This window comes from Fulvivirga sp. AWR4_260 (genome assembly GCF_056158185.1).
This window is the reverse complement of the sequence record NZ_JBSWSU010000015.1, coordinates 3,880,399-3,896,192: the sequence shown is the minus strand read 5'-3', so window position 1 is coordinate 3,896,192 and position 15,794 is coordinate 3,880,399. Positions and strand designations below refer to the sequence as shown.

14 protein-coding genes are annotated in these 15,794 nt (G+C 37.2%); 6 read left to right on the top strand and 8 right to left on the bottom strand.

Annotated features, from left to right (window positions below; genetic code table 11):
- Positions 1-20: 20 nt before the first annotated feature.
- The 5 genes from cobT (at position 21) to ACXACQ_RS22275 (ending at position 6,524) form a co-directional block, all read left to right on the top strand.
- On the top strand, positions 21-1,052 hold the full coding sequence (gene cobT / locus ACXACQ_RS22295; protein ID WP_474978217.1) for a nicotinate-nucleotide--dimethylbenzimidazole phosphoribosyltransferase: 1,032 nt from the start codon (positions 21-23) through the stop codon (positions 1,050-1,052).
- A complete protein-coding gene (locus ACXACQ_RS22290; RefSeq protein WP_474978216.1) occupies positions 1,052-1,837 on the top strand; it encodes an adenosylcobinamide-GDP ribazoletransferase in 786 nt (261 codons plus the stop codon). The genes cobT and ACXACQ_RS22290 overlap by 1 nt, the downstream gene beginning before the upstream one ends.
- On the top strand, positions 1,822-2,352 hold the full coding sequence (gene cobC, locus ACXACQ_RS22285) for an alpha-ribazole phosphatase (protein ID WP_474978215.1): 531 nt from the start codon (positions 1,822-1,824) through the stop codon (positions 2,350-2,352). Before ACXACQ_RS22290 ends, cobC begins: the two co-directional genes overlap by 16 nt.
- A 768-nt stretch (positions 2,353-3,120) precedes the next feature.
- Entirely contained in the window at positions 3,121-4,800 is a 1,680-nt protein-coding gene (locus tag ACXACQ_RS22280; protein ID WP_474978497.1) for an AMP-binding protein, read from the top strand.
- A 125-nt stretch (positions 4,801-4,925) separates the two neighbouring features.
- Positions 4,926-6,524, top strand: a complete 1,599-nt coding sequence (locus tag ACXACQ_RS22275; protein WP_474978214.1) for an ArnT family glycosyltransferase — start codon at positions 4,926-4,928, stop codon at positions 6,522-6,524.
- A gap of 79 nt (positions 6,525-6,603) precedes the next feature.
- Here ACXACQ_RS22275 and ACXACQ_RS22270 read toward each other — a convergent pair whose 3' ends face one another.
- On the bottom strand, positions 6,604-7,983 hold the full coding sequence (locus ACXACQ_RS22270; protein ID WP_474978213.1) for a sodium-dependent transporter: 1,380 nt from the start codon (positions 7,981-7,983) through the stop codon (positions 6,604-6,606).
- A 351-nt stretch (positions 7,984-8,334) separates the two neighbouring features.
- Between ACXACQ_RS22270 and ACXACQ_RS22265 the strand changes: the two genes are divergently transcribed.
- Positions 8,335-9,789 (top strand): TonB-dependent receptor, encoded by a 1,455-nt coding sequence (locus ACXACQ_RS22265; protein ID WP_474978212.1) that lies wholly within the window; start codon positions 8,335-8,337, stop codon positions 9,787-9,789.
- A 5-nt stretch (positions 9,790-9,794) separates the two neighbouring features.
- Here ACXACQ_RS22265 and ACXACQ_RS22260 read toward each other — a convergent pair whose 3' ends face one another.
- The 7 genes from ACXACQ_RS22260 to ACXACQ_RS22230 form a co-directional block, all read right to left on the bottom strand.
- Positions 9,795-10,598 carry a queuosine precursor transporter gene (locus tag ACXACQ_RS22260; protein WP_474978211.1) on the bottom strand — a complete coding sequence of 268 codons (804 nt, stop codon included), beginning with the start codon at positions 10,596-10,598 and terminating at the stop codon, positions 9,795-9,797.
- Positions 10,595-11,515: a ribonuclease Z gene (locus ACXACQ_RS22255; RefSeq protein ID WP_474978210.1), complete on the bottom strand. Its 921-nt coding sequence runs from the start codon at positions 11,513-11,515 to the stop codon at positions 10,595-10,597. The genes ACXACQ_RS22260 and ACXACQ_RS22255 overlap by 4 nt, the downstream gene beginning before the upstream one ends.
- 14 nt (positions 11,516-11,529) lie before the next feature.
- Positions 11,530-11,916 (bottom strand): STAS domain-containing protein, encoded by a 387-nt coding sequence (locus ACXACQ_RS22250; protein WP_474978209.1) that lies wholly within the window; start codon positions 11,914-11,916, stop codon positions 11,530-11,532.
- Positions 11,917-11,990: 74 nt separating this feature from the next.
- Positions 11,991-12,929 (bottom strand): phosphoribosylaminoimidazolesuccinocarboxamide synthase, encoded by a 939-nt coding sequence (locus tag ACXACQ_RS22245; RefSeq protein WP_474978208.1) that lies wholly within the window; start codon positions 12,927-12,929, stop codon positions 11,991-11,993.
- Between the two features lie 76 nt (positions 12,930-13,005).
- Positions 13,006-13,938 carry a toxin-antitoxin system YwqK family antitoxin gene (locus tag ACXACQ_RS22240; RefSeq protein WP_474978496.1) on the bottom strand — a complete coding sequence of 311 codons (933 nt, stop codon included), beginning with the start codon at positions 13,936-13,938 and terminating at the stop codon, positions 13,006-13,008.
- A 131-nt stretch (positions 13,939-14,069) separates the two neighbouring features.
- Positions 14,070-14,336, bottom strand: a complete 267-nt coding sequence (locus ACXACQ_RS22235) for a hypothetical protein (RefSeq protein ID WP_474978207.1) — start codon at positions 14,334-14,336, stop codon at positions 14,070-14,072.
- An 82-nt stretch (positions 14,337-14,418) separates the two neighbouring features.
- Positions 14,419-15,597, bottom strand: coding sequence for an acetyl-CoA C-acyltransferase (locus ACXACQ_RS22230; protein WP_474978206.1), 1,179 nt, complete (start codon positions 15,595-15,597; stop codon positions 14,419-14,421).
- Between the last annotated feature and the right edge of the window lie 197 nt (positions 15,598-15,794).

Genomic DNA, 15,794 nt, shown 5'->3' with positions numbered 1-15,794 from the left:
AGTATTTAAATAATTACAAGGTGAATACAATACCAGCAATAGATCAAAATATAAATGCCGATTTACAGCATAAAATAGACCTTAAGACTAAGCCTACTGGAGCTTTAGGGCAATTGGAGAAGTTAGCACTCCAAATCGGTCAAGTACAGCAAAGCCTTACACCTTCACTTAAAAACCCGCATATTGTGGTTTTTGCTGGTGACCATGGCATCGCTAATGAAGGTGTTAGTGCTTACCCGCAAGAGGTGACTTTTCAGATGGTGATGAATTTCTTGGGTGGAGGAGCTGCTATTAATGTGTTTTGTAAGCAAAATGCCATCGGGTTAAGTATTGTAGATGCCGGTGTTAATTATGATTTTCCTGCAGATACTGATTTGATTAGTGCAAAAGTGGGATATGGTACTAAGAGTTTTTTAAATGCCAAAGCCATGACTGCGGAGCAGCTGGAGCAAGCTTTGGAAAGTGGTGCTTCAGTGGTGAATGATATTCACAATAAAGGGTGTAATATTATTGGATTTGGAGAGATGGGTATTGCTAATACTAGTAGTGCAGCCATGATTATGCAGGCTTTAACGAGCTATTCACTTTCAGAATGTGTGGGTAGTGGAACAGGTGTAGCTGGAGAAGCACTTCAGAAGAAGTTGACTGTTTTAGAGCAGGCTCTGGTACATCATGGAACGCTTAGCGATCCAAAGGATATTCTGATGACATATGGTGGGTTTGAAGTGGCTCAAATGGTGGGAGCGATGTTGAAAGCCGCGTCATTGGGAATGTTAGTAATGGTTGATGGATTTATCGCGACCGCGGCATTTGCTATTGCTTCTGCAATGGATAATCATATTAAAGATTACGCAATATTCTGTCACCAGTCAGAAGAGCAGGGACATAAGAAATTATTAGCATACTTAGGAGCTGATCCAATTTTGAAAATGAATTTACGTTTGGGGGAAGGAACTGGATGTGCATTGGCTTACCCCATTATACAATCTGCAGTTACATTTTTAAACGATATGGCCAGCTTTGAAACTGCCGGAGTAAGCAATAAAGAATAGTGAAGAGAGAGTGGCATATATTTTTAACGGCTGTAATGTTCTACACTCGGCTGCCTGCATACAAGTGGCTGAAGTACGATGAGGCATATTTAAATATCAGTACTAAATACTTGCCTTTAATCGGTTGGCTCGTGGGCGCAATCATGGCACTAGCTTATCATGGAGCAGTACAAATGTTTTCACCTGTGTTGTCTGTAATTATTGCATTAATAGTATCCATTTTGTTAACAGGAGCTTTTCATGAAGATGGTTTTGCTGACAGCTGTGATGCTTTTGGTGGAGGCTGGGATAAAGATCAGGTTTTGAAAATCATGAAGGACAGCAGGCTAGGTACGTATGGAGTCCTTGGCTTGGTAATGTTGATGTTGTTGAAAGTAGCTCTTTTTCAAGATCTTTATCAAAGCAAAAGCTTGGTAATTATTCTATTAAATACTATTGCTATTCATTCGATTAGCCGATTTACAGCCAGTACGTTTATTTATTCTCATACTTATGCACGTGCAACGGACGATAGTAAGTCAAAGCCAGTAGCACAGAAAATAGGTTTTAAAATTCTCATCACAGGAGCACTATTTGCATTAATTCCTCTCTGTGGATTAATGTATTTAACCTCCAACTATTGGTTGTTATTAATGATTTTGCCTTGTGTGGGATTAAAACTTCTTTTAGGGAAATATTTTAATTATAAAATAGGTGGATATACAGGAGACAGCCTTGGAGCCACTCAGCAAATTACCGAAGTGTTTTTAGGTTTATCAATTTTACTGATATGGAAATTTACTTGATCCGTCATACCACTCCCGACATAGAAAAAGGTATTTGCTATGGTCATACTGATATACCTCTAGTGGCAAACTATAAATTGGAAATTCAGGATGTTTTATCTCAGCTCCCTTCAGCTATAGATAAAGTTTATTCAAGTCCATTACAACGCTGCTCCACGCTTGCCTCTCATGTCAATAAGGATTATATCATTGATTCTCGACTCAAAGAATTAGATTTTGGTGAATGGGAAATGCAAAAATGGAATGACATACCTCCGCAAGATATACAGCCATGGTACGATGATTATGTTAACACTCCCTGTTTGAATGGAGAGTCATATCAGGAGCTTTATACTAGAGTAGTGGAGTTTTATCATGAGCTTAAAATACAGCCTTATAGAAGCATTGCAGTTGTTACTCACGGAGGCGTGATCAGGTGCTTACTCGCCCACCTAAAAAATATTCCTTTATCTCAATCCTTCGCTAGAATAAAAAATGTGCCCTGGGGTGGGGTGGAAAGAATATGCGTTCAATAACTAATTGAAACAATTCTATTGTGTAGGCCTAATGCTATTCTTGGTCATAATTTCGTGTGTTTTCTGCATCTGCTATACTTCTTTAGTCTTAGTATGCTGAGCTTATTATCTATTTTATTCTACTAGAAATATGGAGCCAAGTTGCTGATGCAAGACAATCATAGTGTTAGTGAAATAGGGGTATTTCAGGCTTCGAATTATATTTTGTAAGCAATTTAAAATCTTTTTTAAAGATTTAATAAAACATAAAAAAGGTGCTGTTGATCCTCAACAACACCTTTTTTATGCTTAATTGCAAGTTTGTAAACAGTCAAGATATTGAAATTTACAATAATCTCTACATTGCATGTCTGTGCAACCAGCCAAACAGGTAGTTCTTTCAGTTGCACATGACTCTTGACAAGGTAAGCTAGCCGTTGCTTCTTCCACTTTTATTTCTGCGTGCTGTTTTTTGCTACTTGATAAGAACAAAAAAGCTGTTAGAACCAAAACTAAAGTTAATGGAAATAAGAAAATAGGTTTTTTCATGGTTGTTTTGTTTGTTTAGTAGAATTTATAATAATTACTTTTCATTTCTAACTCCATGTACCTTTTCTCTATTGATTTGGTTTAAAGTCACTTTCCTCCTAAAATCTTATCTATATTATTTCACTGAAATTAATGTTTAGCATCTTCTTTTATTTTAAATTGCTAATTTCTAATATTCTTCAGATTTTTTTTTAATCTTTGAATAGTTCGGAATCGTTTGAATTTAATGTAAATACCAATATGAGTGATTTTCCATGGGTAAAAAACTACCCCAAAGGTATACCAGCTACAATCGGGGACTTAGAATATAATTCTTTGCTGGAGATGTTCGAAGAGTCATTTCTCAAATATAGTAGTCAGGTATCTTTTGTAAATTTTGGTAAATCCATTACTTATAAAGAGTTGGATGAGTATTCATCACATTTTGCGGCTTATTTGCAAAAAAAATGTGGATTGGTGAAAGGTGATCGCATTGCTATTCAAATGCCAAATACTCTTCAATACCCTATTGCTTTACTTGGAGCATTACGTGCCGGACTAGTAGTGGTAAATACCAACCCACTGTACACACCACGTGAAATGGAACATCAGTTTAAAGACTCTGAAGTTCAGGCTGTAGTTGTAGTGGCTAATTTTGCTCATAACCTTGAAAAGGTTTTGGCTAATACCTCAATTAAAACGGTTATAGTTACACAGATAGGAGATTTACTAGGTACTTTAAAAGGAGGTCTGGTTAACTTCGTTATCAAAAATGTGAAGAAGATGGTTCCTGCTTATCACCTTCCAGATGCAGTGCCATTTAAACAGGTTTTGAAAGAAGGGGCTTCCTTAAAGTACGATAGGCCAGATTTGACCAAAGATGATTTAGCCTTTTTACAATATACGGGAGGTACTACCGGGGTATCTAAAGGAGCCAAACTCTCTCATGGTAATATTGTAGCTCACACTCAGCAAGTCAACCATTGGTTTTCACCGCTATTGGATATTGGTAAAACAGAGACTGCAATTACTGCAATTCCGCTGTATCACATCTTTGCATTGTCAGTAAACGGAATGTTTATGATTAGAATTGGAGCCAAGAATGTGCTCATTACTAATCCTCGTGACATGAAGGCATTTATAAAAGACCTGAAAAAATATAAATTCACTATAATGACAGGTGTAAATACCTTGTTTAATGGTTTGTTGCACCAATCCGAATTTAAAAATGTTGACTTCAGTAAATTGAAAGTAAGTATTGGAGGAGGAATGGCGGTGCAGGATTACGTAGCTCAAAAGTGGAAAGAAGTAACTGGATGTGATCTCATAGAAGGTTATGGACTAAGTGAAACATCGCCAGTATTGGCTGTAAACCCATTAGATGGTAAGCATCGTGTGGGCTGCATAGGCATACCTACCCCAAGTACAGAGATGGCTATATTCGATGAAAACGGCAATCAGTTGTCTTTAGGAGAGGTTGGAGAAATTTGTGCACGTGGACCTCAGGTTATGTCAGGTTATCTTAATAAAGACAATAAAGGAGTCTTTTTTGAAGGAGGCTGGTTTAAAACGGGCGACATGGGGATGATGGATAATGATGGCTTTTTCAAAATTGTAGATAGGAAAAAGGATATGATTAATGTTTCAGGCTTTAATGTGTATCCTAATGAAGTGGAAAATGTTATAGCCAGCCACCCGAAGGTAGCAGAAGTAGCAGCAGTGGGTGTGCCTGATGAGAAGTCTACTGAGATAGTGAAAGTCTTTATCGTAAAAGAAGATGATTCGCTTACTGAAGAAGAGTTGAAGGCTTATTGTAAAGAGAATCTAACAGGCTATAAACGCCCTAAAGTAATAGAATTTAGAAAAGAATTGCCAAAATCTAATGTTGGTAAGATATTGAGGCGAGAGTTAAGAGAGGAAGAAGAGAAAAAGTCAGTTTAACTAATATATAGAGGCTCCTTTAAAAACGGAGCCTTTTTTATGAGGCTTGTCAATTGAGCATAATAAAAATATAGCTTGATTGGCCTGTATTAATAGATTAGTTTTGTGCATTAAATTTTAAAGAATTGGCACAGACTTACAAAGAAAACCTTTCCAATCATTGGGAGAAAAATCCTCTCAATATTATCTTATTAGTTGCTTTATTTATTAGGTTGCTTGCCTCATTTTTTTCTGAGGGGTATGCCTTTCATGATGATCATTTCGATGTTATAAGAATAGCCGAAAGCTGGGCTCATGGCATTCCTTATTGGATAAACGATACTTTGCCGCCCAAGCATAGCATGCTTTATGCAGGTGTTAATGCCGTATTTATATGGTTGATTGATGGTGTTGGTATAACCGACTCGTACGTAAAAACAGATATTTTGCGTATAATTCATTCATTTTATAGTTTACTCACCATATACTTTGCATATAAAATCACAGAGCTGCTTTCAAATCGAAAAAATGCTGTTTATGTAGGGTGGATGCTTGCCTTTTTATGGTTTATGCCATACCTAAGCGTAAAGTTTTTGGCTGAGTTAGTGTGTGTGCCTCCTATGCTTGCGGCCTATTATTTGATTATAAAAAGTGAAAATCATGCAAGTAAAAAATGGAGTGTTTGGGTAATATCAGGTGCTTTGTTTGCAGTTGCATTTTCTATAAGGCTGCATACCGTTTTATTTGCTGGAGGTATGGGGATAGTGATGTTATTTAGAAAGCAATGGTTAGAGAGTGTTTTGTTCTCTGTTATGTTTTTGATAGTTGCTTTTATTATCATCGGTATTCCGGATATAATCTTTTTTAAATATCCTTTCGAGTCTGTAGTAAATTATTTCGCCTATAATTCTGAAAATGCATATAACTATATTACAGGGTCTCCATTTAAATTCGTTTTTACTACCATAGGCTTTTTAGTGCCACCAATAAGTCTATTTCTGGTTTTTGGAGCATGGAAAGCTAAAAAGGTAGAACCAATGATGTTCGTTGGAGTGGTTATCTTTTTTCTTGTTCACTCAGCTTTTCCTAATAAGCAAGAGAGGTTTGTATTGCCAATGTACCCTATGCTCATTATTTTAGGTATAATGGGATGGAATGCTTTTGTTGAGCAATCGCAATATTGGGCAAAGCATACAAAATTACTACATGGGTTTTGGAAGTTCTTCTGGGGTATCAACGTGGTGGTTGCATTTGCTATGGCCTTGACTTTTACTAAGAAGGATAGAGTGGCTCCTTTGCATTATCTTTCTACAAAAGGAGATGTAACATCAATTGTGGTAGAAAGCGAGAGGAATTCCGTAAAGCAAGTGCCTGCATACTATTATGGTACCAAATGCATTGATTATGGCCAGCTATTTAGTACTACATCAGGCTTAGTAGAAACAGTATATAAATCTAAGGCTTATTTAGACTCTTCGTACGTAATTGTTTATACACTAGGAGCAGCCGAATCGGTGGAAGTAGTGAAATCACGATTTGAGAAGCTGAAGAAACACCCTAATTATATAGTGTTTAAAGGAGATAAAGATTTTGAAACCAGACTGGCTAGAGCAAAGAATCTATTTCCAGGTAAATCGCTTGCTTTCGATAAGGAAATTACGCCATCTAACTTTGATAAGTTGCTACACTTTTTAAATCCTAAAATACATAGGAACAACGTAGCCAGAATTTATAAAGTAGAATAGGGTGTGACTTTAAAATATTCAATAAAAAAGGAGCTAATTTAGCTCCTTTTTTATTGAATATTTTTCTCTGTTTTAACTTTTATATTAAAGAGATGTGGAAAAACTTATCTAAAACTGTGGTTAAGAATAAAAATGCAAGTACCACTGGAGATATAATAGTGATCATGAAATTGATAAACTTCTCAAAGAATGAACCTTTATAACCTGGGTTACCATGGCTAATTTCTTCACTAAAGTTTTCCTTTTTCCATTTAACAGCAATAAATATTGACATTAAACAGCCCCCAAGAGGTAAACTTACATCACTAAATAATTCAGATACGAAGGTAAGAGTGTCTTTATCACTATAGAAAGGTAGTTTTGAGAACAGCTCAACAGCTCCTTGAGATAGCATACTTGGGATACCTACTAAAAATACTAAAGCGGCCAATATCCATACAACCCTTTTTCTTGGCCATTTTTTCTCGTCTACTAAATAAGCTACAGGTACTTCTAATAAACTAATTGTAGAAGTAAGAGCGGCAAAACATAGCAGAAGGAAAAATCCACCTCCTATTATTCGCCCTACTAATGGGCCCATGGCTTCAAATACTCCAGGTAATACCACAAATACTAATCCAGGGCCAGCTGTAGGCTCTTGATTTTGAGAGAATATCAAAGGAAATATTAATAAACCTGCTAAAAACGCTACAGACGCATCCATTATCGTAATCAAAGTGGCTGAAGAAATGATGTTGTCGTCTTTACTGATGTACGATCCGTAGGTGATGAGAGCCCCCATACCTAAAGACAGTGAAAAGAACGCTTGTCCTAAGGCAGAATAAAGAGCTTCTGCTTTGAACTGAGAAAAGTCAGGAAGTAAATAATATTTAACACCTTCCATGGCATTAGGTAGCGTTAAAGAATATATAATTAAGCCTATCAAAATAACGAATAATACAGGCATTAAAATTTTAGAAGCTTTCTCAATACCTCCTTGTACACCTTTTACTACTATAAAGGCAGTAATGATCATAAAGCATAGAGAGAATATGAAATTGTCAGAAATGTCAGCAGTGTATTCTGAAAAGAACGAGGCGTAATTACCGTTTTTAAGTAAGCTGCCGAATGAAATTTCCAAGAAATAACCAAAGGCCCATCCAGCTACTACATTGTAAAATGATAATATCATTATACCACAGATAATACCAAATAGTCCAATTAATCCCCATTTAGAACCTCCTAATTTTTTGTAGGAGCCATAAGCATCAGATTGAGCTCTTCTACCAATAGCTATTTCTCCTATCATAATAGGATAACATACTACTACTGTGAGGACTAAATAAATTACTAAAAAAACTGCGCCCCCGTTAAGGCCCGCTTCATAAGGAAATTTCCATATATTCCCTAAACCTACTGCTGAACCAGCAGCAGCGAAAATAAAACCTAACTTACTGCTGAATCCACCTCTATTAGCCATATTTCAAATTGTTTTAAAGCGCCGAAAATATGGACATTTTATGATTTATCAAAAGAAAACTTCAGTCTACCGTCTAATAAGACCTCTTTCATGATGAAAATTATATTTATTCTTCTTTAGGTGGTAACCAAATGCTCTATTTTGTTATAAATAAGTAGATATGAGGGCTTCGTCAACCGCTAGAAATCAGAGTGAAATATGAACGAAAAACAAATATTAAGAGTTAAGATTTTTAGTAAAAGAACATGCCCAATAGTTAAGACAATAGTATTACTTTTGTGACTATATAAAAGGCATTGAATTATCTTTTATAATTGAATATTTATATTTCTGGGCAGGATAAGAAAACACATGGATTCTTTAAGAAAACTTACAACCAAGGAAAAGGCACTTCAGGTAAATTTAAATAAAGATGTTTATGGCTCATTTGCAGAGATAGGTGCAGGGCAAGAGGTGGCAGCCAACTTTTTTAAAGCTGGGGGAGCATCGGGTACTATAGCTAAAACCATGTCAGCGTATGATATGTCTTTTAGTGATGCAATATACGGATTGTGCGAGCGATATGTTTGTGAGCCTAGGCTTATGAAGATGCTTGAGCATGAATATGACTTATTGATAGAACGTCTGCCTCATAGAGCTAGTAATACCAAGTTTTTTGCTTTTGCTAATACAGTAGAAGCGCTTAACTATAAAAGGAGTAATCAACCACATGGGTGGATAGGGTTAAGGTTTCAGTTTGAGCCTGGTGGCGAGTATAATGAATGTGTGCTTCATGTGAAAATGAAAGATAATGATGCATTATTACAGCAGCAAGCCTTAGGTATAATTGGTGTAAATCTTATTTTCGGATGTTTCAATATTCATGACCCAGAGGAACTGGTAGACTCCTTAATGGATGGTTTAACCAGAGAGCGGTTGGAGATAGATATGTTCAGAATAAATGGACCAGACTATAAGCATGTAGACAACAGATTGATGAGCTTGAGGCTTGTGAAAAATGGTTATACTCATGCAGCTATGTTTGGGCCTGATGGAAATACTATGCAGCCTTCTGAAGCATTGTATAAGAAAAATGTATTAGTGCTGAGGGGGCGGTTCAGGCCTGTTACTCATGTGAATGTAGATATGCTACTTACTGCCCGAAGGCATTTTAAGAAAGAACCTGATGTAGATAAGGAGAAAATAGTAGTGCTTACTGAGTTAACGCTTAGTGACTTGCGAATGGAAGGTGAAATCGATGAGAAGGATTTCTTAAATAGGGTTGATATCATCTGCTCTTTGGGTCAAAATGTGATGATCTCTAATTACCCCGAATACTATAAGTTGGTAAGTTATCTGTCTGAAATTACTAAAGGCCGTAAAATAGGTATCATACTTGGTATTTATAATTTGCAGCGTGTATTTGAAGAAAAGTACTATATGGATCTGAGGGGTGGTGTATTAGAGGCATTTGGAACTTTGTTTGGTAATAATGTTAAGTTCTATGTATACCCTGCGAAGAAAATAGGGGAGGAGGATATGCTCTATACCTTAAATAACTTTGAGTTACCTGATAACCTTAAAGGCCTTTACAGCTATTTGATGGATAATAATAAACTTGAGAATATTAAAGGTGCTAATGTGGAAAACCTTCATATTATCTCAGATAATGTCTTGTCTCTAATCAAAACGGGGCAAGATGGATGGGAGGCTCTGGTACCCCGTAAGGTGGTAAGTGCTGTAAAAGAAAAGTGCCTGTTCGACTACCCTTGTGATGTAGATCAATTGAAAAAGTTAGAGGAAGCCGAAAAGGCAGCCAAGACTTAATATATTTAGAAGAATTTGCCGCTCTTTGATGCGGCATTTTCTATCATTTCTTCTGCTTTATCTTTTCCTAAGTAATTGTCTATTAGGTAGTGAGTTACATAAAGGAGTGGTGTCATTATTATGGCTATCACAAACTTGTATATGTAATTAATGATGCCTACAGAGGCTACTTGTAATAATGGCCACTTGGAGTTTTCCGGAGCCAGAAGGTAAAAGGCTACAAAAAGTACTACAAAGCTATCTACTAGCTGAGATACTAGCGTAGAGCCTGTAGCTCTGATCCATAGATGCTTACTGCCTGTAACATGTCTAAGCTGGTGAAAAACGTATACATCGAGCAGTTGGCCAATTAAAAATGCAGCCAACGAGCCTATAATTATTCTTGAACCTTGGAGAAAAACCTTGTTAAAGGCGTAGCTGATATTGAAGCTGTTGCCATCAGCATCTGTGCTATTTACATCTAGCCAAAATGAAGCTGGGTCTAAATGGCTTACTACTGAAATTATAATGAACGAATAAGCAATAAGAATTACGGTTAAGTAACTTATTTTTTTTACGCCCGATTTACCAAAATACTCATTGATAATATCAGTAGAAATGAACACCACTGGCCAAAGTACTACGCCAGCAGTTAAGTTAAAGTCTAGTACCCAGTCTCCAAACATGGGGATTTGGGCTGGTTCAAAACCAAAAGTAGACTCTAGTGAAAAGATTTTTGTGCCTACTAACTCTGCCAGTAATGCATTGGTTAGAAATATGCCACTTAATACTATAAATAGGTTGGTTCTTTTGTCAAGTGTTTTTGTCATAAGTCAGGAACAAGGATAGTTTCACCTTCTGTAGCTAATACTGTGTGAGGAAAAACGGCTTGTGTTTCTTCTAGGAATGGGGTCAGGTCTTTGTATCTGGCTGAGTAATGCCCTATGGCCAACTGTTTTACCTTTGCAGCTATGGCTATTTGAGCAGCCTGAGCAGTAGTAGAATGGAATGTTTGCTCTGCCCAAAAAGCCTTCTCATTTAAGAAGGTGGCTTCATGATATAGCAGGTCAGCATTTTCTATATGAGGAATAACACTTGGTTCGTATTTTGTATCGGAACAGTATGCGTATTTCCTTGATTTTTTTGGAGGCAACGTTAGCTCTTCATTTTTAAATAATAATTGTCCCTCTTCATCGAATATGTCATTGCCTTTCTTTAATTCGCCAATGTTTGCTAGCGAAAAATTAATAGGTAGTTTGTCTTTATTGATGCGGATTGGTTTAGGCTTTTCTTCAAAAGTAAAGCCTGTGCAAGGAATTCTATGGTTGAGAGGGAAGCTTCTTACCGTAACGTACTTATCTTCAAAAAGTACTTCTGAAGCGGTGTGGTCCAACTCATGAAATACAATTTTATAGTTTAGAGATGTGTCAGAGTACTTTAATTGTGTAGTGATGATTTCTCTAAGCCCTTTTTGGCCATAAATATATAAATCAGCAGAGCGCTGAAGCAAGTGCATGGTGAATATAAGGCCCATTAAGCCTAAATAATGATCGCCATGGAGGTGGCTTATAAAAATGTGGTTGATTCTAAGTGTCTTACATTTGTATCGTGTAAGTTGAATTTGAGTTGCCTCACCACAATCGATAAGGAAGTGGTGGTTCCTTATCTGTAAAAGTTGAGCAGTGTGGTGCCTGCCATAGGCAGGCGTAGCTGAATTTGATCCAAGTATTTTTAATTGAAATGTCAAATTAGTGCTAGTTCTTAGTTATCATCGTCATCACCACTTCTGAGGTCATTTTCCAGTTCATTCATAAAAACTGCATCAATAGCCTCGTCTACAGTTGGCAAGATGTTGAATACACTGTCTAATTGTGATATTTTAATTAGCTTTTCAGTGTGCTCAGATAAGCCAGCAAGTACAAATATACCCCCATCTTCTTCTATCACTCTGTTGCCTACTAATAAGGCGCTGAGGCCAGAAGAGTCTGTGTATTTTACATCCGAAAGGTCAAGAATAATGTTTTTAACCCCTTCAGCGTGCGTGGTAATTAACTCCGATTTTAAATTAGGAGCAATGCTCGAATCTAATTTTTCTTCGTGTAGCTTTAATAAGCTGTATTTATCTTGTTTGTCAATTGTATACTTCATGTCTCGTTTGCTTTTACTGCTTTGTTAAAAGCATTAATACATTTAAACTCTAATAATGCGGTAATGTTCAGAAATTATTGTTCAGCATATGCCTTAATAACTCCTTCTATTCTTTCTTCTACGTTGCTATAGTCTTGCTGGTTAAGCTTTTCTCCGGTTACTTTTTCGTAAAGTTCAAGGTATCTTTCTGATATAGAGTTCACTACTTCTGTTGTCATTTCTGGTATTTGCTGGCCATCTTTACCTTGAAAACCTTCTGATATTAACCACTGCCTTACAAATTCCTTCGAGAGCTGTTTTTGAGCCTCTCCTTTATTTTGTCTGTCTTGGTAGCCTTCAGCATAAAAATAACGTGATGAATCAGGTGTATGTATTTCGTCAATTAAGAAAATCTCCTCTCCCTGTTTGCCAAACTCATACTTGGTGTCTACCAATATAAGACCTTGCTTGGCTGCAAGTTCAGTGCCTCTGGCAAATAGTTTTTTAGTGTAGTTTTCTAGTACTGTGTAATCTTCTTCTGATACTAAGCCTTGTTTCAGTATCTCTTCTCTAGAAATGTCTTCATCATGGCCTTCGTGTGCTTTTGTGGTAGGAGTGATGATGGGCGTAGGAAGCTTATCGTTTTCCTTAAGTCCTTCTGGTAATGATACTCCGCAGAGTGTTCTTTTACCATCTCTGTATTCTCTCCACGCATGACCTGCCAGATAGCCCCTAATAACCATTTCAACTGGGAATGGTTCGCATTTAACACCAATGGAAATGTTGGGGTCCGGATTGCTTTCCAGCCAGTTAGGGCAAATGTCTCTGGTAGCTTCAAGATTCTTTTTTGCTATTTCGTTTAAGACCTGCCCTTTAAAAGGAATAGGCTCAGGTAAAACAACATCAAAAGCAGAAATGCGGTCGGTGGCAATCATTACCATCTTATCTGCGAAATAATAGATATCACGAACTTTACCTCTGTAAAAATTCGTCTGATTTCTAAAGGCGAAATGAGTTTCTTTAAGTGCTTTCATAGAAGCGTACAAATTTAGCTACCTAGTATAGAGTTTAAAAGCAAATGTTTAATATTCTTTTGGTTAGGCAATGTAATTATTTTTCCTTGTTATGCTCTTTCACTTTGGTGAGCATCCCATTTTTATAATTCTCTGTTTTTGTGAGGTCTCCATCTTCGTTGAAGTATTTCCATGACTCCACCTTTTTACCTCCTGCATATTTTCCTTTTACCTTTTGTACTCCATTTTCGTGGTATTCTTCATAGTTTCCATGCTGCTTATTGGCATGATATGGAGTGTTGCTTTTCAGTTGCCCATTGGCATAATAGGTTTTAAACACTCCAAATCTTGCATCAAATTTGTATTCTCCTTCGCTGGCCATTTTTCCATTACTATGATAGCTGTACACAGTGCCATTGAGCTTGCCGTTGGTGTATGGCTCCACTTTTTTTAGTGTTTTATCGGGGTAAAAATATTTCCATGTGCCATGGGGTTCTCCTTTAAAATACTCGTGGTATAATGTGATTTGCCCCATGCTATCATACTCTGATATTTTCTTTTCTTCTTGGCTTTTGGTAATGGTAGTTTTAGTTTTTACCTGACCATTAAGGTAATAAGACTCATTAGTGCCGGTGAGTTTGCCATTGGCATACTGAAGTTTGTGTTCTATATTGCCATTAGGGTAGTAGCCCAAGTTTTCTCCGTGCAATTCACCATTTTTATAATGGCCTATGGTCAAAAGTTGGCCTGCTTCGTTGTATGTTTTAAATGTTCCTGTTTTCTTGCCATCTTCCATGAAAGATTCAGTCTGCAGTTTGCCTGAAGGGAAGTAAGTATTGTAGTATCCGTTAGGGATTCCTTTTAAATAATTGGCTTCTGTCATTAAATTACCTTCCGGGTAATAGAGTTTGGTTACTCCCGTTTGTTCGCCATTTTTATAATTTATTTCTTGCTTTAAAATGCCAGTAGGGTAGTACTCTTTCAGTAAGCCATTAGGTTTTCCGTTGTAAAAAGAGCTTTCCGTTTTCAGCTGTCCATTGTTGTGGTATATCTTCAGGCTGTCGCTAAGCTCATTGTTAGTGTAGTAAGCTTTTTGTACTATATCTCCATTAGGCGCATAAACAATTACTTCTCCTTCTTTCTTATCTCCTAGGTAGTTGACTACTCTTTTTTTGTTCCTGTGGTGTAATATTCAACAAACGGACCTTCTTTTTTTCCTTCTTTGAAAATACCGTTTACTTCTATTGCCGTGTTTGGAGTGTGATAGTACTTGGTGTATTTGCCATTTTTTATGGTAGAATCATTATCGTTGGTGGCGTATATTTCCTTGATTTTTTCATTATTATCATCATAGTAAGTGTGAACTTCATGCTGAGCGTTGAGTGCCAGCGGAGCAAATACCAATAAAATAGTGGTTAACTTATTCATATACAGATAATGTCTATTTATTTGAAATAGAAAGCCTTACGTAGATAACGCAAGGCTTAATATAATATTATTGTGTGTGGTATTACAGCTTTTCTATCACTAATGCGGAAGCTCCGCCACCACCATTGCAAATACCTGCAACGCCTATTTTGGCATTATTTTGATGTAAAACGTTGGTCAGGGTTGTCAGTATTCTGGCTCCGCTGCAACCCAGAGGGTGACCTAAGGCTACGGCACCACCGTTTATATTTACCTTTTCGGGGTCTAATTTTAGTTGCATATTGTTGGCGATGGCCACTGCAGAAAATGCTTCATTGATTTCGTAAAAATCAACCTCTTCAGGGCTGATGTTTGCGTGTTTAAGAGCTTTGGGTATAGCCAATGAAGGAGCGGTAGTGAACCATAAAGGGTCTTGTGCTGCATCGGCAAAACCTCTTATTTTTGCTAATGGTGTTAGACCTAAGGCCTTCAGCTTCTCTTCGCTAACAAGAATAATGGCGGATGCACCGTCATTAATTGTAGATGCATTGGCCGCTGTTACCGTTCCTTCTTTGTCGAATACAGGTCTTAGTGACGGTATTTTGTCAAAAAACACATTTTTGTACTCTTCATCTTCGTCAAATATTTTAGGGTCACCTTTGCGCTGTGGAATTTCTACAGGCACTATTTCATTTTTAAACTTGCCAGATTCCCAAGCGGCAGCAGATCTTTTATAAGAATTGATAGCGTATTCGTCTTGCATTTCTCTGGTAATGTTCATCTCCTTTGCAGTATTGTCTGCGCAGTTGCCCATAGGGAAATTGTTGTATGCCTCCCATAAGCCATCATGCATTAATCCATCTAATAGTTGGCCGTGCCCATATTTGTATCCGTAGCGAGCCTTGGGGACGTAGTAAGGTACATTAGACATGCTTTCGAAGCCACCAGTAACCACTACATCGTTAATGCCTAGCATAATGCTCTGTGCGCCTAAGGCTACAGCCTTCATGCCTGAAGCACATACCTTGTTTACAGTAGTACACGGTACATTATGTCCAATGCCTGCACTAAGGGCTGTTTGCCTTGCGGGGGCTTGGCCAAGGCCAGCAGATATTACGTTACCTAGGTATACTTCGTTTACCTCATCGGGAGATAAGCTTATTTTGCTGAAAGCGCCTTTTATGGCTATACTTCCTAATTGAGTGGCTGTAAAGCCAGATAAACTACCACCGAAACTTCCGATTGGAGTTCTTACGGCAGCTACAATATATACATCTTTCATAGTAGTTTAATTTGAGGGTTAAACTGTTTTGCAGTTAAACAAAAATAACTAATAGACAGCACAATGTTGGCGCAAAGCGGATATTATTCAATGAGGCTGAGGTGAGTCTTCTCATTCATTAGTAAGGTTTTTTTAGCGTTGATTCCGGCTTAGATGTATGTGTGTTTTAAGGGTATGCTGCTGAGCATAGCTGAGCT

Bases quoted from the DNA above. Each gene is read 5' to 3' on its own strand.
- ACXACQ_RS22230 (WP_474978206.1), bottom strand. From the start codon at position 15,597: ATGAAAGATGTATATATTGTAGCTGCCGTAAGAACTCCAATCGGAAGT.
- ACXACQ_RS22250 (WP_474978209.1), bottom strand. From the start codon at position 11,916: ATGAAGTATACAATTGACAAACAAGATAAATACAGCTTATTAAAGCTA.
- ACXACQ_RS22270 (WP_474978213.1), bottom strand. From the start codon at position 7,983: ATGGCTAATAGAGGTGGATTCAGCAGTAAGTTAGGTTTTATTTTCGCT.
- cobC (WP_474978215.1), top strand. From the start codon at position 1,822: ATGGAAATTTACTTGATCCGTCATACCACTCCCGACATAGAAAAAGGT.
- ACXACQ_RS22235 (WP_474978207.1), bottom strand. From the start codon at position 14,336: ATGAATAAGTTAACCACTATTTTATTGGTATTTGCTCCGCTGGCACTC.
- ACXACQ_RS22245 (WP_474978208.1), bottom strand. From the start codon at position 12,929: ATGAAAGCACTTAAAGAAACTCATTTCGCCTTTAGAAATCAGACGAAT.
- ACXACQ_RS22260 (WP_474978211.1), bottom strand. From the start codon at position 10,598: ATGACAAAAACACTTGACAAAAGAACCAACCTATTTATAGTATTAAGT.
- ACXACQ_RS22280 (WP_474978497.1), top strand. From the start codon at position 3,121: ATGAGTGATTTTCCATGGGTAAAAAACTACCCCAAAGGTATACCAGCT.
- ACXACQ_RS22265 (WP_474978212.1), top strand. From the start codon at position 8,335: ATGGATTCTTTAAGAAAACTTACAACCAAGGAAAAGGCACTTCAGGTA.